This window comes from Thermosyntropha sp., assembly GCF_017656155.1.
GTDB lineage: Bacteria > Bacillota > Syntrophomonadia > Syntrophomonadales > Syntrophomonadaceae > Thermosyntropha.
This window is the reverse complement of the sequence record NZ_JACDOH010000006.1, coordinates 76960-102182: the sequence shown is the minus strand read 5'-3', so window position 1 is coordinate 102182 and position 25223 is coordinate 76960. Positions and strand designations below refer to the sequence as shown.

Annotated in this window: 29 protein-coding genes; all 29 read right to left on the bottom strand. The window is 37.7% G+C overall.

The features are described from left to right. Positions 1-6: 6 nt before the first annotated feature. Complete coding sequence (locus H0Z36_RS07390; RefSeq protein ID WP_296865036.1) at positions 7-660, bottom strand: flagellar brake domain-containing protein; 654 nt, start codon at positions 658-660, stop codon at positions 7-9. A gap of 6 nt (positions 661-666) precedes the next feature. Continuing rightward, on the bottom strand, positions 667-1581 hold the full coding sequence (locus tag H0Z36_RS07385; protein ID WP_296865034.1) for a MinD/ParA family protein: 915 nt from the start codon (positions 1579-1581) through the stop codon (positions 667-669). After that, positions 1578-2735 carry a flagellar biosynthesis protein FlhF gene (flhF, locus tag H0Z36_RS07380; RefSeq protein WP_296865032.1) on the bottom strand — a complete coding sequence of 386 codons (1158 nt, stop codon included), beginning with the start codon at positions 2733-2735 and terminating at the stop codon, positions 1578-1580. The genes H0Z36_RS07385 and flhF overlap by 4 nt, the downstream gene beginning before the upstream one ends. After that, complete coding sequence (gene flhA, locus H0Z36_RS07375) at positions 2732-4795, bottom strand: flagellar biosynthesis protein FlhA (protein WP_296865030.1); 2064 nt, start codon at positions 4793-4795, stop codon at positions 2732-2734. The genes flhF and flhA overlap by 4 nt, the downstream gene beginning before the upstream one ends. A 21-nt stretch (positions 4796-4816) precedes the next feature. Continuing rightward, positions 4817-5920 (bottom strand): flagellar biosynthesis protein FlhB, encoded by a 1104-nt coding sequence (flhB, locus tag H0Z36_RS07370; RefSeq protein ID WP_296865028.1) that lies wholly within the window; start codon positions 5918-5920, stop codon positions 4817-4819. 3 nt (positions 5921-5923) lie between these two features. Beyond that, positions 5924-6682 (bottom strand): flagellar biosynthetic protein FliR, encoded by a 759-nt coding sequence (gene fliR / locus H0Z36_RS07365; protein WP_296865026.1) that lies wholly within the window; start codon positions 6680-6682, stop codon positions 5924-5926. Between the two features lie 24 nt (positions 6683-6706). Then, complete coding sequence (gene fliQ / locus H0Z36_RS07360) at positions 6707-6979, bottom strand: flagellar biosynthesis protein FliQ (RefSeq protein WP_296865024.1); 273 nt, start codon at positions 6977-6979, stop codon at positions 6707-6709. A 19-nt stretch (positions 6980-6998) separates the two neighbouring features. Beyond that, a complete protein-coding gene (gene fliP / locus H0Z36_RS07355; protein ID WP_296865022.1) occupies positions 6999-7778 on the bottom strand; it encodes a flagellar type III secretion system pore protein FliP in 780 nt (259 codons plus the stop codon). Beyond that, the gene (fliO, locus tag H0Z36_RS07350) at positions 7759-8412 is read right to left on the bottom strand and encodes a flagellar biosynthetic protein FliO (protein WP_296865020.1); all 654 of its coding nucleotides are present in this window, start codon (positions 8410-8412) and stop codon (positions 7759-7761) included. Before fliO ends, fliP begins: the two co-directional genes overlap by 20 nt. Positions 8413-8445: 33 nt before the next feature. Next, positions 8446-8808, bottom strand: a complete 363-nt coding sequence (locus H0Z36_RS07345; RefSeq protein ID WP_296865017.1) for a response regulator — start codon at positions 8806-8808, stop codon at positions 8446-8448. A 24-nt stretch (positions 8809-8832) separates the two neighbouring features. Continuing rightward, entirely contained in the window at positions 8833-10011 is a 1179-nt protein-coding gene (gene fliY / locus H0Z36_RS07340; RefSeq protein ID WP_296865015.1) for a flagellar motor switch phosphatase FliY, read from the bottom strand. Next, positions 10004-10996, bottom strand: coding sequence for a flagellar motor switch protein FliM (gene fliM, locus H0Z36_RS07335; RefSeq protein WP_296865013.1), 993 nt, complete (start codon positions 10994-10996; stop codon positions 10004-10006). The genes fliY and fliM overlap by 8 nt, the downstream gene beginning before the upstream one ends. Before the next feature lie 26 nt (positions 10997-11022). Beyond that, on the bottom strand, positions 11023-11502 hold the full coding sequence (locus H0Z36_RS07330; protein WP_296865011.1) for a flagellar basal body-associated FliL family protein: 480 nt from the start codon (positions 11500-11502) through the stop codon (positions 11023-11025). An 11-nt stretch (positions 11503-11513) separates the two neighbouring features. Further along, on the bottom strand, positions 11514-11708 hold the full coding sequence (locus H0Z36_RS07325) for a flagellar FlbD family protein (RefSeq protein WP_296865009.1): 195 nt from the start codon (positions 11706-11708) through the stop codon (positions 11514-11516). 55 nt (positions 11709-11763) lie between these two features. Further along, positions 11764-13197, bottom strand: coding sequence for a flagellar hook protein FlgE (locus H0Z36_RS07320; RefSeq protein WP_296865006.1), 1434 nt, complete (start codon positions 13195-13197; stop codon positions 11764-11766). Positions 13198-13307: 110 nt separating this feature from the next. After that, entirely contained in the window at positions 13308-13691 is a 384-nt protein-coding gene (locus tag H0Z36_RS07315) for a TIGR02530 family flagellar biosynthesis protein (RefSeq protein WP_296865004.1), read from the bottom strand. Beyond that, positions 13684-14235: a flagellar hook capping FlgD N-terminal domain-containing protein gene (locus H0Z36_RS07310; protein WP_296865002.1), complete on the bottom strand. Its 552-nt coding sequence runs from the start codon at positions 14233-14235 to the stop codon at positions 13684-13686. Before H0Z36_RS07310 ends, H0Z36_RS07315 begins: the two co-directional genes overlap by 8 nt. A 17-nt stretch (positions 14236-14252) precedes the next feature. Next, the gene (locus tag H0Z36_RS07305; protein ID WP_296865000.1) at positions 14253-15677 is read right to left on the bottom strand and encodes a flagellar hook-length control protein FliK; all 1425 of its coding nucleotides are present in this window, start codon (positions 15675-15677) and stop codon (positions 14253-14255) included. A gap of 90 nt (positions 15678-15767) precedes the next feature. Then, positions 15768-16346, bottom strand: coding sequence for a hypothetical protein (locus tag H0Z36_RS07300; RefSeq protein WP_296864998.1), 579 nt, complete (start codon positions 16344-16346; stop codon positions 15768-15770). 53 nt (positions 16347-16399) lie between these two features. After that, on the bottom strand, positions 16400-16855 hold the full coding sequence (gene fliJ, locus H0Z36_RS07295) for a flagellar export protein FliJ (RefSeq protein ID WP_296864996.1): 456 nt from the start codon (positions 16853-16855) through the stop codon (positions 16400-16402). A gap of 5 nt (positions 16856-16860) precedes the next feature. Then, complete coding sequence (gene fliI, locus H0Z36_RS07290; RefSeq protein ID WP_296864993.1) at positions 16861-18174, bottom strand: flagellar protein export ATPase FliI; 1314 nt, start codon at positions 18172-18174, stop codon at positions 16861-16863. Positions 18175-18177: 3 nt separating this feature from the next. Continuing rightward, positions 18178-18993, bottom strand: a complete 816-nt coding sequence (locus H0Z36_RS07285) for a FliH/SctL family protein (RefSeq protein WP_296864991.1) — start codon at positions 18991-18993, stop codon at positions 18178-18180. After that, positions 18986-19993 (bottom strand): flagellar motor switch protein FliG, encoded by a 1008-nt coding sequence (gene fliG / locus H0Z36_RS07280; RefSeq protein WP_296864989.1) that lies wholly within the window; start codon positions 19991-19993, stop codon positions 18986-18988. The genes H0Z36_RS07285 and fliG overlap by 8 nt, the downstream gene beginning before the upstream one ends. 7 nt (positions 19994-20000) lie before the next feature. Then, complete coding sequence (gene fliF, locus H0Z36_RS07275) at positions 20001-21638, bottom strand: flagellar basal-body MS-ring/collar protein FliF (protein ID WP_296864987.1); 1638 nt, start codon at positions 21636-21638, stop codon at positions 20001-20003. A gap of 17 nt (positions 21639-21655) precedes the next feature. Further along, positions 21656-21958, bottom strand: coding sequence for a flagellar hook-basal body complex protein FliE (fliE, locus tag H0Z36_RS07270; protein WP_296864985.1), 303 nt, complete (start codon positions 21956-21958; stop codon positions 21656-21658). 14 nt (positions 21959-21972) lie between these two features. Next, on the bottom strand, positions 21973-22428 hold the full coding sequence (gene flgC / locus H0Z36_RS07265) for a flagellar basal body rod protein FlgC (RefSeq protein ID WP_296864983.1): 456 nt from the start codon (positions 22426-22428) through the stop codon (positions 21973-21975). Positions 22429-22434: 6 nt separating this feature from the next. Then, positions 22435-22860, bottom strand: coding sequence for a flagellar basal body rod protein FlgB (flgB, locus tag H0Z36_RS07260; protein ID WP_296864981.1), 426 nt, complete (start codon positions 22858-22860; stop codon positions 22435-22437). A gap of 153 nt (positions 22861-23013) precedes the next feature. Beyond that, complete coding sequence (gene codY / locus H0Z36_RS07255; RefSeq protein WP_296864979.1) at positions 23014-23799, bottom strand: GTP-sensing pleiotropic transcriptional regulator CodY; 786 nt, start codon at positions 23797-23799, stop codon at positions 23014-23016. Positions 23800-23811: 12 nt separating this feature from the next. Then, positions 23812-25212 carry an ATP-dependent protease ATPase subunit HslU gene (gene hslU / locus H0Z36_RS07250; RefSeq protein WP_296864977.1) on the bottom strand — a complete coding sequence of 467 codons (1401 nt, stop codon included), beginning with the start codon at positions 25210-25212 and terminating at the stop codon, positions 23812-23814. Positions 25213-25223: the final 11 nt, after the last annotated feature.

Here is a 25223-nt window from a genome sequence, read left to right as displayed (position 1 = left end):
AAATTTTTACCTCCTTTTTACATCCAAGAGGCCTTTTTTTATCCACTCCCGCTGTTTTTCGAAAATAAAATTAAAAATCTGATCCCTCTGATTTTCACTTATATCCTTAAATTCTACTGCAATCTTGTAATTTCCAGCACCACTTACTTCTGGTGGAATATATCTCTTAACCTCAGCCTGACAAATAATCTTAGGCCTATTAGGCAAGTTTAACTCCAATTCCAGCTTTTGCCCCGGCTCCAGCTTCGACTTTGATAAAAAAAGCGTCCCTCCTGCACTTATATCTACTGTTTGCCCTGGTTCATAATCCTGTCCATCAGGTATAGCTCTATAAAAAACAGGAATAGATACCGGAATCCTTACATATGAACGCCTTTGAATCTTTACAATTTTATCCGGTTTAGAAACTATCAATACTGGTACCGGCTCCCGCTTACGACCTAAAACATTCGCAATAAAAGCATAGGAATTATTTTCCGTGGTAAAACAAACCTTAATCTTTTGGTCAATATGTATAGGAACCAGCTGACCTTTGCGTATAGGAACTGCCAGATGGATATTCTCCTCATTTATCCCTTCTACCCTACTTGGAAGATACTCTACGCCATCCTCTCCTTGATATTCAATCTCAACCAACTGATTAAGCCGGACATCTTCCATAAATCTTTATTCCCCCTGTGTTTTAGTAAAACTCATCAGCTTTTTAAAAAAGTTTTTAATCCCTTTTGGTTTTATTTCTTTTCCTGCTTCTCGTTCACAAGTCTGCAAAACTAATTTTTCTGAGATCTCATATATGTTTCTGGTCGCAACACTCTGAGGAAAAACTTGAATAAATGATTTCTGTCTTTTTATTGCCTCCTGAACCATAGGCTCATTGGTTACATAACCTAAAACCTTTATATCCAGGTTCAAAAATTTCTGACATACCAACCGAAATTTTTCTGCCACCAGAACCCCTTCACGGGAATCAGCTACCCTGTTAACTACCAAAAATAAATTTCCTTTAAAACGATTCTGGCTCAAACCTTTTACGATGCCATAAGCATCAGTAATCGATGTAGGTTCTGGAGTAGCAACTACCAAGACATCATCTGAAGCAAGGAGAAAAGACATTACATTATCAGATATGCCTGCTCCTGTATCAATAATCATAAAATCATATTCTCCATCTAGTGTTCCAAGTTCAATTAATACCCTTTTCAGCTGTTCCTTTGATAAATTGGCCAGTTCACTTATACCAGAACCACCCGGAATAATATCAATACCAGAAGGATGAGATAAAATTATCTCCCGCAAAGTTTTCTTTCCTTGTATCATATGATAGATATTGTACTGTGGAACTATCCCCAGCATAATATCTATATTAGCAAGACCCATATCTGCATCCAGCAAAATTACATTTTTCCCATGCAAGGCTAAAGTAATAGAAATATTAAGAGCCAGAGTGCTTTTACCTGTTCCTCCTTTCCCACTGCTTACCGCTACTACCCGGGTATTTTTAACCATCTTGCTCATTTCGCTCTCAATCTGCTGTTTAACTGTCAATGCTATTTCTCTTAACCTGTCAGCTTGACTCTTCATAATGCTTCATCCTCTCTTAGAAGCATTTTAGCTAAATAAAGAGGGTCAGGAACTTCAATATCGTCCGGAACATTCTGCCCGTTGGTTATATAAGCAATTGGTTTGCGAATTTCATAAATTGCATTTAGAATCTGCCCATAATTTTGTGCTTCATCAATTTTAGTAAATATAACCTTATCAATTTTAAAAAGGCTAAAACGGTTGTATATATTTATAAGCTCATTGCTCTGGGTAGTAACACTTAAAACTAAAATAATTTCATCCGGACATGCTACCTCAATATAAGTTTTAAGTTCTTCTAGCTGTTCGTCATTATATGGACTGCGTCCTGCAGTATCTATAAAAATTACATCTTTATCTTTATATTCCTCTACAGCTTCACACAATTCTACCTGGTCAAAAACTACACTTATAGGAATACCAATAATCTCAGCAAATGTACGAAGCTGTTCAGCAGCTGCAACCCGGTAAGTGTCAAGGGTTATCAGGGCTACATCCTTTTTATCCATAAAAGTAAGGTTAGCCGCCAACTTAGCAATAGTGGTAGTCTTGCCCACCCCGGTAGGTCCAATTAGCATCACAACTGTACCTTTGCAGCTGGAATTTATTTCAATAGGTCTTACTTCCTTTACATATTCCTCTAAGGTGTTAATTATTAAATCTCTTACCCACATTTTGTCATCTGCACGATCACGCGGCAGTCTGTTTTCTACTTTATTAATAATATTTAAAGCGATATCCTTATTTACATTATTTTCCACGAGTAAATCAAAAAATTTCTTAAGCTGTTCAGGCATTCCTTTCATCAGCTCTACTTCATACATCTTACCGCGTATTTCTTCCATCATCATTTTCATGCTAGTCAATTCTTTAAACAGGTTGTCGTTGTAATCGGTTTTCAAATGATTAGCAGGAACATTCTTGCATTCTTCTTTTGCTTCAGGGAAAAGCGGCTGTCTTGTTTTATCAGTTTTAACTTTCAAGGTATCATCTACTGCTACCGTAATTTCAACTCGAGGTGGAGAAAACAAACCAAGGATTCCTTTTTTTTTAATTTTTTCCGTTTGCAAAATTATAGCATCCGGCCCCATTTCTGCCTTGGCCAAGTTAAGTGCAGTCTGATAATCTCTGGCAGAAAACTTTTTTATTTTCATACAGCTATCATCCCCACAACTTCAATATTAACATTGCCGTCTACCTCATTATAAGAAAGAACTGCAAAATTACTGATAAACCTTTCTATCATTCTCTTGAAATAAATTCTGAGAATTGGAGCACATAATATTACAGGGGTTATTCCTCGATTCATCATATCCTGGTAATAAATATTAAGCTTATCTATCAACCTTTGAGCCAATTCAGGGTCCAAAGCAAGATAAGACCCAAATTCGCTTTGCTGCAGGGATTCCCGCATCTTTTCTTCTAAAGCAGGATCAAGAGTTAAGACCTTCATTACACCACTTTCATCTGTATACTGTCTGGTAATCTGTCTTTTTAAAGTTTGCCGCACATATTCAGTCAGGACATCTGTATCCCGCGTTAATTTCGCATAATCAGCTAGAGTTTCAAGAATAGTAAGCATATCGCGAATTGAAACTTGTTCTCTTAAAAGATTAGCCAGAACCTTTTGAATTTCACCTACACTCATAAGGTCAGGTATAAGCTCTTCTACAACAGCAGGATTCTGCTCTTTTATAAAATCAATCATATTCTGAACTTCCTGTCTACCCAAGAGCTCATGAGCATGATTTTTAATAACCGCAGTAAGATGAGTAGCTAAAACAGAAGGAGGATCAACTACCGTATAACCTTTCATTTCAGCTAAATCCTTGTGCTCAGTTAAAATCCACTTTGCCGGGAGCTTAAATGCCGGTTCAATTGTATCAATACCATAAAGCTCAGTATCATTCTCTATGTCTGCACCAATAGCTAAATAATTTTCTAGCATCAACTCACCATTTGCTATTTCCATGCCCTTGATTTTTATAACATAGGTATTAGGCTTAAGCTGCATGTTATCCCTTATACGAACAGGAGGCACAATAAATCCTAGTTCTACTGCACACTGCCTCCTTATCATAACTATACGGTCTAACAAATCCCCCCCTTGTTCAACATCCACCAGGGGAATCAGACCATACCCCAGCTCTATTTCCATTTTTTCAACCTGCAAAAGTTCCATTACATTTTCAGAACGTTTTATTTCCTCTACTTCTTCTACTTCTTCTTTTTCCTCCACTTCGGCGATTTCTAAGGCAGAACGACGAAAAGCAAAAAACAGAAAACCAAATAGTGCTGCCAGTAAATACATTGGAAACTTAGGCAGCCCAATGGTCCCTAAAACTGCAAGTATAACTGCTGCAATACCTAAAGCCCTAGGATGACTGAAAAGCTGAGAGGTTACCTCCCGGCCTAGGCTAAATTTGGAAGCACTTCTGGTCACAACTATCCCAGTTGCAGTAGAAATCAATAAAGCAGGTATTTGAGTTACCAATCCATCTCCAACGGTAAGAATAGTGTAAGTTTGAATAGCTTTGTCGAAAGTAAAACCCTTCTGAGCTAAGCCTATAATTAATCCTCCTATTATATTGATAAGGGTTATTATTATTCCGGCAATAGCATCACCTTTTACAAATTTACTGGCTCCATCCATAGCTCCATAAAAATCTGCTTCACGCTGAATTTTTTGTCTTCTTTCCTTTGCTCCCTGTTCGTCAATAAGCCCTGCATTAAGATCTGCATCTATAGCCATCTGTTTTCCCGGCATAGCATCCAACGTAAAGCGAGCAGCAACTTCTGCTACTCTTTCAGCACCCTTGGTTATAACAATAAACTGAATTACTACCAGTATTAAGAAAATAACCATTCCTACTATCATATTTCCGCCTACTACAAAAGAACCAAAGGTATAAATAACCTGCCCTGCTTCCGCATTTAATAAAATCAACCGAGTAGAAGAAACATTAAGGGCTAGGCGAAATAAAGTCATAATTAAAAGTAGAGAAGGGAAAACCGAAAATTCCAAGGGATCACTATTAAACATGGAAACCATAAGGATTATTAAAGCAAAACTTATATTAAAAGTGAGCATTATATCTAAAAGAGCTGGCTTCATGGGAATCAGCATCATAAGAACAATGCAAACTACTAGAATTGCAATTATTATATCACTTCGCTCCTGCAATAAATTCATCCAACCTGCTCTTGTCTCCATAAAAATAAATCCTCCGGATCTTTATACAATCTTTTTTTGTTTATATACATAAGCTATTATTTCGGCCACTGCCTGGTACATTTCTTCCGGAATCTGTTGTCCTATATCTACCGCAAAAAAAAGAGTTCGCGCTAAAGGCGGATTTTCAACAATTATTACATTATTTTCACTAGCAATTTCTTTAATTTTCAAAGCGATAAAATCCTTCCCCTTGGCAACAACTACGGGAGCTTCCATTTTTTCAGCTTCATATTTTAAAACTACTGCAAAATGAGTAGGGTTTGTTATTACCACATCTGCTTTGGGAACCTCTGCCATCATTCTTTGCATCGCAGCCTGCCGCTGAATCTGGCGCTGCCTCGTTTTTATCTGAGGATCTCCTTCTGTTTCCTTATATTCCTGTTTTATCTCATATTTGCTCATTTTTAAAGATTTTTCATATTCATACCACTGGTAAATATAATCTAACACACCTATAACTATAAAAACTACACCTACTTTTAAGGCGATTTTAAAAATCATACTGCTTAAAACCTTTAGTGCCGGTAAAATATCCATATCAACCATACAGGCAAAAATCTCCAAATCTTTTCTTATTTCACTGTAAACTATGTCCCCTGTTATTATTACTTTTAATAATGACTTTAAAAGCTCTACCAATGCACGCTTGGAAAAAATTCTTTTAAATCCTTCTACTGGATTTAATCTTTCCAGTTTAGGGACAAGAGGCTCTGTGCTGAACACAAAACCAACCTGTAAATAAGTAACTAAAAGAGCAGTAACAAAAGTAGCCAAAAAGATGGAAAAAAGCATTTTTCCCATAACCCATAAAGTCTCAATCCAAAGATCAAGTGCATATTCATTCGTAAAATCCTGCATACTTCGGTCTAATATAAATAAAGCAGTAAAAGCCTTAAAACTCTCCAAAACATGAGGTAATGTCAAAAATATTGCCACTGATCCAACTGTTAAAATAACTGCCGAATTTAAATCATTGCTTTTAAAAACCTGCCCTTTTTTGCGGGCTTCTTCACGCCTGCGCGGAGTTGCCTGTTCTGTTTTTTCCCCTGCATCACCATCAGCAAAAAGCTGAAGGTTGATCAATATAATAGGTTCTTCTGCCATATTCTAAAGCCCCATCACCATGATGACATTATCTAAATAAGCAAAAAAATGCGAAAACAAAATTCCATAAATCCATATATAAACTGGCAGCAAAATTATAAGCATAAACAAACCTAGCAATATTTTCAAAGGCAGTCCAACAATGAAAACATTCATCTGGGGAACAGTTCTAGCAATAAACCCCATAGCAATATCAGCAGTAAGCAAAGCTGCAACAAAAGGCATAGCAATCTTAACAGCAATTACAAACATATATGCGCTTATTGCAACCAGTAAATCCCAAAAATCTTGGTTAAAATGAAAACCTAATACCGGCACAACCTGATAACTTTGAGCTAAGGCCTGTAAAAGATAGTGATGACCATCAATACATAGATATATAAGCAAAGCCAAAGTCTGCGTAAGATTTCCCATTAAGGGTATCTGGGTTCCAGTTTGTGGATCTACCACATTAACAATTCCAAAACCCATTTGCATATCCATAATCTGTCCTGCCAGCTGGATTGCAGCAAAAACCAAATATGCTACAAAACCAATAGTAAACCCTGTTATTATTTCCACTACTATAGCAGCTACAAAATACCCCGGAGTCTCTATGGTAAATGCATACTCAACTGGAACAAAATAGGCCATAGTAGCTGCCAAAACTAAAAGAACAAAAATTTTCACCCTTGCTGGTATTTGCCGGCTGCTAAAAATAGGAGCAATCAGGAATAAACCTGACATTCTTGACAATACTAATAAAAAGCTTTCTAGTGGCATAGGTATAAAACTCCTGAGCCTTCCTTAGAGAGAAATAATTTGGGGAATAGTTGCCCACAGATTATGAGCAAAACCAGTTACAATATTGAGCATCCATGGTCCAAACAGAACTGTAATCAAAAGTACGACTACTATTTTAGGCACAAATACGAGGGTCATTTCCTGCATCTGGGTAGTCGCCTGAAGTATACTAATAAGCAAACCCGTAAGAAGTGCTGCCCCCAGTATAGGAGCAGAAACTAAAAGAGTCGTTACAAGAGCCTGATGAGCAATTCCCAGGACAATATCTTCGTACAAAATTTCGCCTCCTTAAATACTACTTAAAGCTCATAATCAGCGACTGAATCACCAGGTTCCAGCCATCTACCAGAATGAAAAGCAATATCTTAAATGGCAGAGAAATCATCATCGGTGGAAGCATCATCATCCCCATGGACATAAGGGCGCTTGCCACCACCATGTCAATAACCAAAAAAGGAATAAAGATTATAAATCCAATCTGAAAAGCAGTTTTTAGCTCACTTATTACAAATGACGGTATGAGAACATAATTAGGAATATCATTAAAATTATGTGGCCTTTTAATCCCTGACATCTTTACAAAAAGAGCCAGGTCTTTTTCCCTGGTCTGTTTAAACATAAACTCTCGCATAGGATCCATAGCTTTTTTAAAAGCTTCTTCTTGACCTATTTTCCCTTGCAAATAAGGTTGAAGAGCATTCTGATTAACTTCTTGAAAAGTTGGAGCCATAACAAAAAAAGTCAAAAACAAAGCCAGTCCTATTAAAACCTGATTTGGCGGCATTTGCTGGGTTGCCAGAGAAGTTCTTAAAAATGACAATACTACAACTATTCGCGTAAAAGAAGTTAATAAAATAGCTATAGCTGGCGCTAAAGATAATACGGTTAATAATATTATAATCTGTAAAACTGTTGATAAATTCTGAGGATTATCCGTTTCGCCCCCTATCTGCAAATTAACCGGGGGAATAGTTAAAGGTTCGGCACTGACCGGGGCTGAGAAAAATAATACCGCCCATATAACTGAAAAAAATAAAATAAAGATTAAATATTTATTATTCCATATTTTTTTCATTTTTCTCACTTCTCACATGTGATGAACTTTGATTATGCTCATTCGATATATAATATTTGCTTAACTCCTGCTGCTTTATCAATTGTTGTTCCATCAAGCTGGAAAACTTATTTTTTTGTGATATATTCTTTGGCTTTCCTTTTAGTAAACTGATTATTTGATTTCTGATAAATTCATTAAATTTATTATCTTCTTTTAAATATCCAGTATCAGCTTGGCTAACCTCCTCTAAAAGCTTGGGATTAGTCACCTCAAACAAAAGGTTGATATTGTGGTCAGTAATGCCTAATGCATAGAGCTTCTCACCAATTTCACAGAGGACAATACCGCGATTTTGCCCCAGCATAACTTCATCTACAACATTAATCCATGTCCCCTGTGCTCTTATATTCATCTGTTTGCTGAAAATGTGCAAAATAGACCAAGCTGCTCCTATTATTAAACCTAAAGCCAAAATAAGCTTAACAAAACTTAAAAACAGGCTGGGGCTTTCAGTTTTAACTTCTGTCTGCTGTTTATTCAACTCTTTATTTAATTCATTCATATCAGCCGCGTTTAAACTGGCAGTAAAAGCAAATAATAAGGCCAAAATTATAAACAAAATTATATATCTTTTTTCTTTAAAAGATATCATTATAATTCACATCCAGAAGACTACAAATCTAGTCTAGTTAATAGCCTTGTTTACTGCTTCCAATACCCTTTCAGGCTGAAAAGGCTTTACAATAAAGTCTTTAGCTCCTGCCTGTATAGCATCAATAACCATTGACTGCTGCCCCATGGCACTGCACATAATTATTTTAGCATCAGGATCAATTGCTTTTATAGCCTTTACAGCAGCTATGCCATCCATTTCTGGCATAGTTATGTCCATTGTAACTAAATCAGGTTTTAACTCCTGATATTTTTCAACTGCCACCTGCCCATTTTCTGCTTCTCCGACAACCTCATAACCATTTTTTGTAAGAATATCTTTAATCATCATTCTCATAAATGCAGCATCATCAACTATCAAAACTTTCTTACCCATTTTGTTCCTCCCCATTTTAATTAATTATTGTAATTTATTCATACGATCCATCGGACTTATTATAGTAGTAATTCTTATTCCATAATTTTCATCAATGACTACTACTTCACCTTTGGCAATAAGCTTTCCATTTACGAGCAAGTCAACTGGTTCACCAGCCATCTTATCAAGCTGAATTATTGAACCTTGGCTTAACTCTAAAACTTCTTTTATTGTTTTTTTAGTCTTGCCTAATTCTACACTGACCTCAAGAGGGACATCCATTATAAGGCCTATGTTGTTAGGCATCTGGGAACTGTGACTCTCTTTTAAAGGTGCAAATTGAACAGGCTGCACCGTAAAATTTTCTCCTTTCTTGACTCCAGAGGGCATATCAGCATACATATAATCACCCCAGTTATCCTGCGAAGGTGGAGGTGGCGGCACACTATCTCTTATCGGCTCTGCTGCTGCCGGCCTTTCAGATACCTGCTCTTTAGGAGGCGATTCTATTTTGTCTTTCTCTACAATGGCAGCAGCGCTTAATTCTTCTGCAGTATTTCCCATTAAAGTATTAATCATATTTTTAGCCACTTCCAGAGGAATAATCTGGATTATTTCGCTATCTACTAAATCGTCAATCTCCATTTTAAATCTTATAGCAACAATATCATTATAGTCAGTAGATAATTGCAAATTCTCCCGTCCCAAATCCACTATAGTAAGTTTAGGAGGAGCTATATCAATTCGGGTATTGAACATAGAAGATAAGCTGGTAGTAGCTGATCCCATCATTTGATTCATGGCTTCGCCAACTGCACTAAGCCTAATTTCATCTAAAGTTGGATCTGAGATTTTCCCTTCTCCTCCCATCATTAAATCAGCAATCACAGCCGCATCTTCCTGTTTAATAGTTAAAATATTGGTTCCACTTAAGCCTTCAGTATACATGACTTCAGCTATCACATAAGGAAGTGGGTAATCCGACCGTAGTTTTTCCCTGTTCGTTACCACAACATTGGGAGTAGTTATGGAAACCCTCTTTCTGAGCAGGGTAGAAAGTGTAGTCGCAGCTGTCCCCATAGTAATATTTCCTATTTCTCCCAGGGCATCTTTTTCAAAACTGCTTAAACTAGTAGTTTCTTCAGCTGAACTTTTGTCAGAATTAGAAACTCCACTTAAAAGGGCATCTATTTCTTCCTGCGACAAAATGCCGTCATTCATCCTCATTTCCCTCCTTTACCACTTGGGAAACCTGCACCGCATATCGATTATTATAAGTCCCTGGTTTACCTAGAAATTTGGTATGCTGGCCTATCATTACTTCCAAATCGTCAGATATACTCCTTTCTAAAGGTATCACATCGCCCGGGGCTAATTCTAAAAGGTCTTTAACTGTAATCGTGGTTTTTCCTAAAACTGCCTTAACTGTCACATAAGTTCGTTCCAGCCTATGCTGTATAACAGCTATATTCTCCGAAGATGTTTTCTGTCCGAAAGAAGCATAATAATAATGCACACTGAGTTTATCAATTACCGGTTCCAATACTAAAAAAGGAATACCAATATTAATCATCCCTAAAATATCAGCCATCTGAGTTTCTAAAGATATAATTATCATTATCTCACTCGGTGAAACTATTTGTGTAAACTGCGGGTTTGTTTCCACCCGGTCTAACGAAGGTTCAAGTTCAATTATGCTTTCCCACGGCTCTCTAAGATAGTCCAGCATTTTTTGAACTAATCTTTCCATAACTGTTTGTTCAATTTCAGTCAAAGCCCTGGTTTTCTCAGGAACCGTTCCCGGCCCACCTAAAAGCCTGTCGATAAAAGCAAAGCCTAACTTGGGGTTTATCTCTATAACAGAGCTTCCTTCCAGTGGATAGAGGGAAAATATATTCAATATGGTAGGATTAGGAATGGAGCGTATAAACTCCTCATAGGTTGTCTGTTCCACTGAAAGCAGCTCTATCTGCACTGGAGACCTGAGCTGAGCTGAAAGCAAAGTACCTAAAGAGCGGGCATAATTTTCATAGATAACCTGCAGGGTATGTATCTGATCCTTGGAAAATTTATTAGGGCGCCGAAAATCATATACCCGCACCTTTTTTTTGCTTTCTTCTTTTTTTAGTTCATTGGCATCAATAGTTCCACTTGTCAACGCAGCCAAAAGCTGGTCAATTTCATTCTGGGACAGAATTTCACTCATACAGCCATCCCCTTTTTAAAGCCCCTTTATTGCATAATAAAGCTGGTAAAGTATACGTTAAGAATGATTTCTTCGCCCAGTTTTTGGTTAAGCCTATCTTTTATTTCAGCCTTCAACTTTTCACGGTATCTTACATCCAGATCAGTTGCAGTTTTAGAAGATAAAATGCTCAATATGGTATCTTTTATAACCGGCATAAATTTATTGATCTCTTCAACCTTTTTCTTATCTTCTACTTCTATATATACTTCCACCTTCACAAATCTGTTTCCTGCCGGGTCATTGATATTAGTCGTAAATTCTCCGGCAGAAACTAAATTAGCAGTCAATTCCTTGGTTCCCTTTTTCTCCTCTTCAGGCATGAAAGGTGCGATAAGGCTTTTAAGCATAAAATAAGAAGCCCCCATTGCAACAAGGAATATCAAAAGCCCAATTAATATAATTTTAAAGTCAAAACCAGATTTTTCTTTTACTTCATCATTTCTTTCTTCAGGCAAAAAATTCACCCCTTATCAGTTTATTTTTTCAGATTAGTAAATGATGCTTTCTTAAATTTTATAACTTCTTCCCGAATGTTTTCCATAGTTTCTCTTACCACAAATTTACGCCCGGTAGTCAAGGTTACAACCGTATCCGGTGTTTCTTCCATAAATTCTATTAAATCGATATTCACCGCAATTTTTTCACCATTCAGCCTGGTAAGGTAAATCATTCATTCCACCCCAAATTATCCAGCTTAAGGGGGCCAAAAAGCCCCTTTAAGTCTTTTATCGTTTCAGATTAACTAACTCCTGCAGCATTTCGTCAGAAGTAGTTATTACACGTGAATTAGCCTGAAAACCTCTCTGGGTTACAATCATATCTGTAAACTCTTCAGAAAGGTCAACATTGGACATTTCTAGGCTTCCGGGTAAAATACTTCCCATTCCTTGATCCCCTGGAGCTCCAACTAAAGGATCCCCGGAGTTGTTCGAAACCTGGTAAAGATTGCTGCCTGCCTGCAAAAGTCCAGCTGGATTCTGGAAATTGGCCAGGGCAATACGGGCTAAGTTGCGGGTTTCACCATTATCATAAACCCCAGAAATAGTCCCATCTATACCAATAGTGAAGCTTACCAAATTGCCCATCTTGTAGCCATTCTGATGTTCAGCCCAGGCAGTAGATTTTGTTTCCCACTGAGTAAGACGGCTGAAATCCACATCAAATTGAATATCTTTTGCCCCATTGGTCATTACAGCAGTCAACGTCTGCACAGGCGGGAAGGTATAACCTGGATCAGCAATACCAGTTATCTGATATTTTTTCCCATCAACAGAAACAGTCTGTGGATAATTGCCTTCTGTATCAAAAATAATTACATTTTCAATAGTTTGGGTTGTAGTCAAATCACCCGGAGGTCCTCCAGATGGTGCAGGAAAATTAGGATCAAAAGAAACATCACAGTTCCATTTATTTATTGTAATTGCAGTTGTCTGCTCAGTACCAGTATCATCATTGTATTTTACATTAAGGGTTTCATTTTCAGCTACTTTATAAAATCTAAAATAAATTGTATGTTTATTTCCCAGGGAATCATAAATTTCTTTAGAAGTTATAACCACATTATCTGAATCAACCGCCGGATTAGCTACTACCGAAAGATTAGAATTCAGATTGCCGGAAAACTTAACTTCCGTAGTTGCATTCGGTTCAATAGTCTTAAAAGCCGAAATATCTATGGGCTGGGAAGCTTTTACCGTATCTATTTTCCAGTTGCCCTGGGCATCAAACTGAGTTTTATCGGCCATCCAACCATGAACCTTATAACCATTAGAGGTATTTACTAAATTGCCCATTTTATCAAAATCAAAATTGCCAGCCCGGCTGTAAAATATTTGTCCACCGTTTTCCAGTATAAAATAGCCGTTGCCATCAATTGCCAGGTCGGTAGTCTTGTTGGTCGTGGCAGCTGGAGCTGGAGTATGAATCTGGTCAATACTGCTTAATGTCATCCCTAAACCTATTCCCATAGGATTAGTTCCTCCCCTAGCATCAGTAGGACGGGAAGCGCCTCTTATGCTCTGATATAAGGTATCCTTGAAAACTACCCGGCTTTTTTTGTAACCGGTAGTATTAACATTAGCTATATTATTGCCGATTACATCCATCTTGGTCTGGTGATTCTTAAGCCCGGAAACACCAGCATACATGGAGCGCATCATATTAAAACGACCTCCTCTAGAGTTTAAACTTTCGATTTTCTTTAAATACGCATCTATCCGGATGCTTCAGTCATTCCACATCCGAAGGCTTCCTCTAAAGAGGTCCAGCCTTATACTATCACTGCACTGTCAATATTTGTAAAAACATTCTCTTTCAGATTTTCGCCATTTACTGCGGTAATCACTGTGTTATTTTTTATGCTTACCACCAGCGCCAGATCATCCATCAGTATCAAGGAATCACGTGCTCCTTTGCTTCTGGCTTTAGCTACAGCCTCCTCTAAACGGGCTATATCAGTCGGACTTAATTCTATATTACGCGATTTCAACCTCTGCTGCGCATGGCTGGAAAATTTCAGTGGTTCGTTTATTTCTTTCTTCAATACCTGGCTGAAACTGGTTTTCCCGGCATCAGTTTTTAAAGATACATTACTGTTCTTTTTAGGTGATAGCGGAGTTATTGGCTGGGTTTGAAAAAATATTTTATTATTCATTTACTTCACCTTCTTCTGAAGTTGAGGCCTCTAAAATATCTTCTAATTTTCCCAGAATAGATTTTAAAATATCGCTTTCTTCATTCTCAAACCTGCCAAATTCGACTACACTATCCACCTCAACCAGCTCGCCGCTTATATTATAATAAAGCTTGCCTTCCTTAATAACTACGGAATCAACTACCCCCACTAAAACCTGTTCACTCTCTGATTCTTCTGAACTAATATAGGCTACCTTTCTTCCTACGGCTGAGCTTGCCTTCTGCCATTCAATATAAGAACCCAACTGGTTGCTCAGTTTTTCAAAGCTGGTATTCAAGTTTTTCATCTGCTCTAACTCGCTAAAATTAGCCATCTGAGCAATGAATTCCTTGTCATTTACCGGTTCTAAAGGATTCTGGTACCTAAGCTGAGTAATCATGAGCTTTAGAAAATCGTCTTTTCCCAGAACATTTTTGTCACTCTGTTTGCTAGTTTTTTTACTGTCCTCGTTGTTTGTACTGTTCCAGGGAATAAATTTATACTGGCTGTTTACAGCTGTCAATTTTTCACCTCCTGATATTAAATTATTAAATTCATACTGCTGGTTTTATCATAAATTCCATACAAGCCTTCACCAGTAGATTCATATGGTTCGACGACATCAGCCTCAGATTTTTCTTCTCCCTTTAAAATACTGCCTTCAGCAATTCCCATGAAAAATTCTGGTCTCTCCCACATAAACTGTCGGCTGTTTTCGGAGCCATCAAACATTCCTCCATTATTGAGCTGAACGCTTACCTCGGCTTTTTCTACTTTTAATCCCTGGTTTTCCAAAGTCTGTTTCAGAGTATTAAGATTATTTTCCAGTAAATGTTTTACCTGATAATTTTCAGCTATAAATCTGGCTGTAACTGCTCCTTCTTCTACCAAGATCTTTATAGTCATCTTGCCAAGAAACTCAGGTTTAAGCTCAATCTTCATTTCCGACAAGCCCTGCTTTAGCATAAGCTCTGCTTTTTGAACAATTTGTTCAAATACCTCTCTGGTATTCTGCGGCATCCGGCTCAAGAAAGCTGAATTGGAAGCCAAAGTTCCTCTAAAACTGTTAACCAGCTTATCTGACCAGGGGACATTGCTTTTACTTCCTTCAGCATCAAGTGATGAATCAAAATTTTCAGCTTTGACACGCAATGATGATTCTATCTTTTTCCCGGCAAGCTTAAAATACTCAAAATCTGCTATGCTTTTTGTCTCATTTCCTTGTGCTTCAGGAAATAAGACCCTTAAATTTCCCTGCTTAGCCTCTGTAGGCTCATCAGATACATTTCGCATATAATAGTAAAATGCAGATTTCGTTTTTTCTTTCGTAAGCATCGGGAATACATCAGATTTTGTGCCATCATCTTCAGCATTAACAGTTTCTCTTAAAATTGATATCAGCTTATTAAAATCTTCAGGCATTCCTTTGGCTAAAACTGAATCTTTAACTAAAGGAACAAGTTTTTCAGGTAAATTTCCCCTAAAAATCTCTTTCAGTTCTAGATAAACTTTGCTTATTTCCACAGGCTCTTTTTTTAATTCCTGTTCAAAATTGGAATAAAGCCGGGATGCCAATTGCTCAACTTCAAATTTTTCATTGCCATCAGCACAATCCAGTAACTCCTCTAAAATCTGTACCAATAAAAGCAAATTATCCTGAGAAAAAACTATATCTTTTTGCTCAATTCCTGCCTTTTCTTTTACATAACTTTCTGTTTCTTCATTCTGCTGGGCAGAAGAAGTTGCCTTGAGGTCATCAGGTTTAGCACTATCTTCACCATCAGACTCTCCGGAAACTGAAGATATCATGGAATTCGTTTTTTCCCTGTTAAGGCAGTCGCAAAAATCCTTTTTAAAGCTATCAGCTTTAACTTTGCTTTCCCGGGAGTAAGCTGACTTAGAATCTGAAAACGCCTTCATTTCTAGTGAAAATGCATTTTTTCCTTGCACTGCAGCATTTATCACATTTTCACCTCCTTTCTTCTTGTTCAATCTTTATAAATCAGGCGAGGAAAACTGTACTAAACTTTAGCACAATATACCTCGCATCTGACCTTATTGAGGACTCACCACCAGCATTTTTTTTGTTATATCAGCTGCTCTTTCCTTATCCATATTTTGAAGTATTTCAGCAGCCGTTTCATCTTCCATCTGGGTCAAAATCCCTATTATATCTTTATCGTCCAGCCTGCTTATTATATCGGCCGCATCCTTCATCTTCATGTTGCTGAAATAACTAGCCATGTCTTTATAGGCAGCCTCCTGGCTTTTTCTGGTTTTATCGGCCAATTTAAGCTCATCGCTTAACTTTATGAGCTCTTCATCCATTTCAGCCATGGTTTTCTTTTCCTGTTCCAATTCTTTTTTAAGCTTGGCATAATCATTCTTAATCATTTGAATTTCTTCGTTTTTACTCTCTAATTCTTTTTTAAGCCTTTCATTTTCCTCCTTTAATAATTCCACTTGGCTTTTGGGCTCTGTTTTTTCCTTTCCAACCAACTTGCCTATTACAGGAATATCTGTAATAAAACGCGGAGGCTTTATAATATCAAAGAATAATAATCCATAAAATATGCCACATGCTATTATAAGAATCAAAATAACAATTCCTAAAGCTTTAATTTTTCGGCTCATATCTCCACTCCCGGCAGTAAAACATACCTTATTTGAATCGGTTAAAACTTAATTTATTCTTTATTCTTTTGTTTGCGAAAATAACTGTTACCTGCTACCTCATCGATAAACTTTTGTTCTTCCAGGTTTAAATCATGCAAATATCGAAGCCATTCTCTTTCTTTAATTTTCTCTAAAGTTTTAACTTCACGCCTCTTTTCAATTAAATTGCTTTTTAATTTTTCCAATTCTTCTTCTACCCTAGCTAACTTCTGCCTGCACTGGCTAATCTGTTCTTTCAAAATCGGAATATATTCACGGCTCATCAGGATAAGATAGACTGAACCGGCACAATTAACCGCATTGCGGGCAATGTTTTCTACTCGGACAAGCTCTGATTCTAAAAAATTCAATTCAGCCTCAATGCTTTCCTTTTCTCTAATCTTTAATTGAAGCTTTTCCCGGGCTATGGCTTCTTCACGAGAGCTTATATCAAGCTTAACCTGAAGTTTAAATTTAAAAGGTTTCATTTTAATTACCTCTTAACTGCTTCATTGAGCCTTAAAAGAGTATCTTCAAAACTTATTTCTTCATAAATATCCTGCCGAGCAAAATCCCAGCATTTTTCAATTAAAGCAACTGCTTCATCTATTCGAGGGTTAGAACCTTTTTTATAAGCCCCAATCTCTATAAGATCTTTAGCCTCTGCATAAACCGCCAGTATGCTTCGATAGCGATTAGCCAGCTCTAAATGTTCCTTAGATACTATATCAATCATAACCCTGCTGATGCTGTTATTTACATCTATAGCAGGATACATATTCATCGCTGCTAATTTTCGGCTTAAAACAATATGTCCGTCTAAAATCCCGCGAACAGCATCAGTTACCGGTTCGTTCATATCGTCACCTTCAACTAAAACTGTATACATGCCTGTAATAGTACCTTTATGTGAACTGCCTGCCCTTTCCAAAAGCAACGGAAGCTGAGCAAAAACGGACGGAGTATATCCCCGAGTCGCAGGAGGCTCTCCAATGGCCAAACCTACCTCCCTTTGAGCCATGGCAAATCTGGTAAGAGAATCCATCAAAAGCAGGACATCTTTTCCCTGATCACGAAAATATTCGGCAATGCTGGTAGCAACAAAGGCACCTTTAAGCCTTACTAAAGCCGGCTGATCTGAAGTTGCAACTACTACCACCGACTTTTCAAGACCTTTCTCGCCTAAATCCTTCTCTAAAAATTCTCTTACTTCGCGTCCACGCTCACCAATCAAAGCAATTACATTTATATCGGCCGTTGTATTACGGGCTATCATACCCAGCAAAGTGCTTTTGCCCACACCACTTCCCGCCATAATCCCTATTCTTTGACCTTTGCCAATTGTTATGAGACCATCTATGGCTTTTACTCCTACCGGCAAAACTTCAGTTATTCGCCGGCGCTCTAAAGGGTTAGGAGCTTTATTCATAACCGGATAAAAGGCTTCTGTTTTTATACTACCTTTACCGTCGATAGGTTCTCCCAACCCGTTTAATACCCTCCCTATAAGATCAAAGCCAACTTTTACCTCTAGATTTTTACCTGTGGCAATAAGCTCACTCCCTGAGCTTACCCCTTCCATGTCGCCTAAAGGCATAAGAATAATCTTATTTTCTTTAAATCCTACTACCTCAGCAGGCAGCATCTTTTGGCTGTAATTTTTTGTTTGAATATAACATAACTCCCCCAGCCTTACCTTAGGGCCGTATGCTTCTAAAGTTAAACCTATGGCCTGTGATACCTTGCCTTTCAACTTATAGGGCTGTGTATTATTTAGTATTCTGATGTAATTATCCAAATCAAACATACCTCATTCTCCGGAAACTTCATGATTAAATGCCTCTTCAATACTGGTAAGTCTGGTTTCAATCTGGGCATCAACTACCCCTTTTTCACTTTCAATAATAAAACCTCCCTGAGTTATCCTGAAATCAGGCTTTAACTCAACATTTCCGGCTTCATTTTCTATATCGGCAAAATCTCCTTTTTCCATTAATTTATTCAATACTTTCATATCCTCTGGATTAACGCGCAAAGTTATATTTCCCGGCTGATCTAAAAAGCTTATGGCTTCCCTTACCACATCTAAAATAATCGCCGGATTAGATTTAATCTCAGCCATAATAACTTTTTTGGCAACAGCTAAGGCCAAACTTACAATATCCTGTTCTACAGAACGCATAATCTCGAGCTTTAATCTGCTGGCCTCTTCTATTATCTGTTCACTCTCTTCCCGGCTTTTCTCTATTTTTTCTTCCATCTCTTCTAAAGCCCTTTTTATTCCTTCTTCATATCCTTCCTGTTCAGCTTTTTTTCTTAACTCCTGAGCTTCTTCATAAACCTGGGCCCTTATAGTATCAGCCTCTTCCTGTGCCTCTGCAATAATAAGTTTTGCTTCTTCCCGGGCTTTTTGAAGAAGCTCCATAGCCATATCTTCAGTTTCTTTAATTATTTTTTCGCTTTCATTTTTAAGATCTTCTAACTGTAACTCTTCAGGACTTATATCATTTATATCATTATCATTTAGAGGAATAAATTCATCATTTTCTTCTGCAGGAGAGACTTTGATCACATTTATAACCCGAGGAGTTAAATTAACCTTAGAATTTTTAATTATTCTAGACAATTATTTCATCTCCCCCACCGCGTGCAATTACTATTTCTCCAGCCTCTTCAAGTCTTCTTATTATGTTAACAATACGCTGCTGTGCTTCCTCAACATCACGCAAACGCACCGGTCCCATAAATTCTATATCTTCTTTCAACATTTCGGCTGCCCTAGAGGACATATTGGAGAATATCTTTTGAGAAACCTCGGTGCTTGCTCCCTTAAGAGCAAGAGCAAGATCCTGGCTTTCAACTTCACGCAGGACCCTCTGTACCGAACGATTGTCGAGCATAACAATATCTTCGAATACAAACATAAGTTTCTTAATTTCTTCAGCCAGTTCTGGATCCTGCACTTCTAATGCTTCGATAATAGTTTTTTCAGTTCCCCGGTCTACCCGGTTAATAATTTCTACTACTGATTTGACGCCACCTGCCTCAGTCATTTCCTGCGGAGCAATAGAAGAAAGCTTTCGTTCCAAAACCTTTTCTACTTCTTTTACCACTTCAGGAGAAGTAGTATCCATCAAGGCAATTCTTTTAGCTACATCAACCTGCTGCTCAGGCGGCAAAGCAGATAATATGCTGGCTGCTTTTTCCGGATCTAAATAAGCCAGAACTAAAGCAATAGTCTGAGGATGTTCAGACTGGATAAAATTCAAAAGCTGTGCTGGCTCAGTCTTACGCACAAAGTCAAAAGGACGCACTTGCAGAGAAGCAGAAATACGGCTTATTATCTCTATAGTCTTCTCCGGACCATAAGCCTTTTCCAAAACTTCCTTGGCATAAACTATGCCACCTTGCCCAATATACTGACTGGCCAAACACATTTCAAAAAATTCACGATATATATCATCCATCTTCTCCGGAGTTACCTGTCGGACGTTAGCAATTTCCAAAGTCAGCTGTTCTACTTCTTCTTCATTCATATGTTTTAAAATCTTAGCCGATTTTTCCGGTCCTATAAAAATCAAAAAATTAGCTGCCTTTTGTTTACCGCTCAATGCCTTTTTAGCCATTTATCTGTCACCTCTCATCCTCGGCCAACCAGGCTCTAATTACCTGAGCTGCATCTTCAGGATGTTCATCAATTAGTTTTTCAACCTCATGTCTGACTTTCTGCTTTTCCTTTTCTTCAGGGGTAAGATTTTTATCGATAAGGTCCTCTAACTTAATTTCTTCTTCAACTACTGCCTCAAATCCAGCTTTTTCTTCTTCAAGCGAAGGCATTTCTTCAACTGCTCTGCTCCTACGCATAATTACAAAAGCTACAAGCACAATTAACAAAGCAGTAATAGCTAAAAGCCAAGGAAGATAAGGTTGCTGCATCATATTTTGAACAAAAGAGCCCTTCTCAGGTTCTGGTTCTGGTTCAGTGTAAAAATCAATAAAAGCAACCGATATACTGTCAGCCAAATCTATATTGGAATTTTCCGGGTCTTCCTTTAAACCACAGGCAGTAGCAACTATACCTCTTATCTTCTCTATTCTTTCTTCCTCAGTTTCACCCAAATTTACTTCGTCAACTATAGCATTGTTAATTAAAACAGAAACAGTTAGATGTTCATATTTCACATCCCCTTTAGAAAACCTGGTAACTGTTTCTGTTTTATTCAATTCATAATTCCGGGTCTTTTCACTCTCATCATAGCTGGAAGCGGGTGAACCTGCATTATTTTGAGCATACTGTGGAATATTAGCATCTGTTCCTGGCACTCCTGCTGCTGCAGTTTCCGTGCTGGTTCCTGATTTCTTTACAATTTTTTCACTGCGGACAAAAGGCCCTTCAGGGTCATGGGTATATTTCTCGTCAACCTGTTGTTTGTCATCAAAATTCAATTCTGCATTAACCCGCACCACTGCATTATCTTTGCCTAAAGTCTTATCAAGCATAGTTTGAATAGCTGCTTCTTTTTCTTTTTCATACTGGCGCTTTATAGCCAGCTGCATCTTTACCTCATCAGTGGTATCAATATATCCTGCAGCTACATTATCTGAAACCAGATTCCCATTTTGATCAACTATAACTACATTTTCAGGGGGCAACCTTTCTACACTGTTGGCAACCAGATTAACAATACTGCGAACCTCTTTAGAAGTTAAAGGATCATCATCCTCAGTACGGATAACTACCGAAGCTTTAGGCAATTCTTCATATTCAGAAAATAAGGACGGCTCGGGTAAAGCTAAATTCACCTTTGCAGCCTTCACCTTGTCTAAACTTTGAATAGTCCGTGCCAATTCGCCCTGAAGAGCTCTTTGATACTTAACTTTTTTATCCGTCTGGGTTTCTCCAAAATTGCTCTCCTGAAACAATTCAAAACCTGCCTCACCGTGTGGGAGATTATCTGCCGCAAGATTAAGCCTTATTTTATATTTCTGATCGGAAGGAACGAGGATAGTGTTTCCTTGTTCTTCTAATTGATAGTTAACTTTATACTCATCTAACTTAGCTACAATTTCAGCCGCATCTTTTTCACTGAGGCCTGAATATAAAACTTCATATCCTTTTTTGCTATTCGTTCCTGAAATCAGAAAAAATAGGGCTATCAAAAGAAGAAGAGAAGCCCCCCCAATAAGGACTTTCTGGTTAAGATTAAGCTTAGACCAGACTTCACCAGTTCCTTTTAAAAATTTTCTTATCCTCTCTAATATGTTCTGCATCTCCTAACTCCCCAAATCTACATCTGCATACGCATTAATTCATGATATGCTTCAATAATTTTATTTCTAACCTCAACTGTAAGCTGTAAAGCTAGACTTGCCTTTTCATATGCAATCATTACATTATGCAAATATTCTTCTTCTCCTGTAATAAGTCTCATCGCACTCTGAGAGGCATTTTTCTGCAGTCTGTCCACTTCATTTAAAGCTTGGTTAAGAAGGTCAATAAAACTCGTTTCATTAGAAAGAGATTCATTTTTGTTTGATGATTTCACTGTATCAGTATTAAGCAAAACTGAATCTAAAGCAACCGGCTTCATCTTTTATCCTCCCACTATTTTCCTATATCTAAAGCCCGCATAGCCATACTTTTAGTGGCTTCAATTACCTTGGCATTAGCTTCATAAGACCTGGTAGCAGAAATCATGTTGACCATTTCTTCTACAATATTTACATTAGGGTAATTCACATAACCATTCGCATCTGCATCGGGATGAGAGGGATCATAAACTTTTCTAAAAGGAGCTTCATTTTCATCTAATTCGCGAATTTCTTTTACTCTGACTCCGCTTCCTAAATTTGAACTTTTAGAGTCTAAAATACTGCGAAAACTTGTCTTGCTATTTTTAGTACTTCTTGCTTCTAAAACTACTACCTGTCTTCTATAGGGGCCTCCTTTTTCAGTGCGCGTAGTGTCAACATTAGCCATATTATTGGCAATGGTATCCATGCGCAAACGCTGGGCTGTGAGCCCGGAAGCACTTATGTTTATGGTGTCAAGAAAACCCATTTTTCTTTACCTCCTGCCACTGATAGCTATGCGCAAAAGTCTTAATTCATTGGTCATGCTCTGAGCAAGTGCATCATATAATATTTTATTTTTGCTCATCTCGGCTGTTTCCACATCAATATCAACATTATTTCCATCGTTTCTAAAAGTTCTACCATTTAAAATCTTTATTTCCGGCTCTACATTTTTCAGGCTTACTGCTGCGTTTACATTTATATGCCGAGAGTTTGTAGTTTTTAAGGGTAAACTTCCACTATTTTTTTCTTCTAAAGCTTGACGCAGTTTTTGTTCAAAAATTACTTCTCTTCTTTTAAATCCAGGGGTATCAACATTGGCAATATTGTCAGCTATTACCTTTTGCCTTAATTCTGCAACATCAAGTGAACGATTAAGTATATTAATTACTGGTGAAGAAAAAATCCTCTCAACCACATAATCACCCCAAACCAAATTCGCAAAATTATGTCATTTATTCTATGGTATCCGGCATAATTCCTGCTTTTTTGTGAAAAAAACCAAAAAAGGCTAACCATATATGACGAAGGTCAGCCTTAATTATTATATTATACATTTTAAAAATTGGAACTACTTTTTATTAAGTTCATCAAACAAATAATCGTTGAGAACTTTAATATAAGTACCTTTCATCCCTAAAGAACGCGAGTCTATAACTCCTGCACTTTCAAATTTGCGCAGAGCACTAACAATAACTGAACGGGTTATACCTACTTTATCGGCAATCCGACTGGCAACTAAAAGTCCCTCTTTGCCATTAAGTTCATCAATAATATGTTCAATTGCTTCCCTCTCCGAATAGGAAAGAGTTGCTAAAGCAATCTGTACAGCTGCTTTTTTGCGGGCTTCTTCTTCTATTCGCTCTGAACGCATGCGCATAACTTCATTAGCTACCACAATAGCACCATATTCAGCTAAAACAATTTCTTCATCACTAAATTCCTGGTTTTCTCTCATCATTATAAGAGTACCTATCCTCTTTCCCCCACCAAATACTGGAGTAATTGACCATATCCGGCTGGAACAGTCGCAGGCAACATTTTCCGGATTAAATATACATTTTCTTCCTTCACTCAAGCGAATATTAGCAGCAGTTTCGGTTATATTTAATAATTCCTGATTAAAACTCTCCGGAAACCTTTCCGCATGACTTAAAAGCTCTTTGATTCCTATGCATGAAGCACCTGTGGTAAACGCATATCCGCCTATTTGTCCCCTGCGTCCCACAACAAACACACTACATTCGAGATTATCAGATAAAACTCTGGCAGCTTCAAAAAAGTCTACCGGTTGCCCCCCAATTTTCTGCAGCATCTTCCCTATGTTCCTTGATTTCTCCAATAATGTTTTTTCCACATGCCCAACCCCCTATAATACATATCTGCTTAGATCCTCATCTTCCACAATCTTCTTAAGCCTTGCTGATACATAATCAGCATCAATAAGCACTTCTTCCCCACTCATATCAGGCGCATCAAACAGTAAATCTTCCAAGACTTTTTCCATAACCGTATGCAATCTTCTCGCCCCTATATTTTCCGTTTTAGCATTAACTTCATAAGCCATTTGCGCAATATAATCGATGGCCTCTTCAGTGAAAGTTATCTTCACATCTTCAGTTTTTAAAAGTTCTGTATACTGTTTAATTAAAGCATTATTTGGTTCAACCAGTATACGTTTCAAATCCTCTTTGGTCAGGCTTTCAAGCTCAACCCTTATTGGAAATCTGCCCTGCAGCTCAGGAATAAGGTCTGAAGGTTTACTTACATGAAAAGCACCTGCAGCAATAAACAGAATGTGGTCAGTCCTAACCGGACCATATTTAGTCATAATAGTACTTCCTTCAACAATAGGAAGAATGTCTCGCTGAACCCCTTCTCTGGAAACATCAGGACCTGTGCTGTTATTTTTGCCAGCAATCTTGTCAATTTCATCCAAAAAGACTATCCCATCTTCTTCCACTCTTTTAATCGCTTCTCTGTAAACCTCATCCATATCGATAAGCTGCTGAGCTTCTTCGTGGGTTAAAATCTCTTTAGCCTCTTTTACCGTAACCCTGCGTTTTTTCCTATTTTTAGGTATAAAATTGCCCAGAACATCTTGCAAATTAACACCCATCTCTTCTACTCCGGAACCTGAGAATATCTCCAAAAAAGGAGGATTTTTTTCTTCAACTTCTATTTCGATAATTTCATCTTCCAGTTCATAGCGCAGAAGCTTTTGCCTTATTATTTCTCTTTGTGCTTCAATCTCTTTAAGCCTATTTTCAAACTCCTCGTCTCTGGCATATTCTTCAGATGCCTGATTAAAAAGAAAATCAAAAGGGTTTTTTGCAGGTTTGCTTTTTCTCCTGGGCAAAGGCATAATATAATCCACTATGCGTTCATAAGCCAGTTGCCTCCCCCTTTCCTCCACCTCTTCTAATTTTTCCTGTTTAACCATACGAACCGCCGTTTCCACTAAATCCCGTATCATTGAATCCACATCACGCCCTACATAGCCAACTTCCGTAAATTTGCTGGCTTCTACCTTTATAAAAGGAGCCTTTACCATTTTGGCAAGCCTCCGTGCTATTTCAGTTTTACCTACTCCTGTAGACCCAATCATAATAATATTTTTGGGATATATTTCATCCTTCAATTCCTCGGGAACCAGTTTTCTCCGGTATCTGTTTCTAAGGGCAATGGCTACCGCCTTTTTGGCATTCTTCTGGCCAATAATATGTTTATCTAATTCTTCGACTATTTGCCTTGGAGTAAGTCCATACATGATAATGTGCC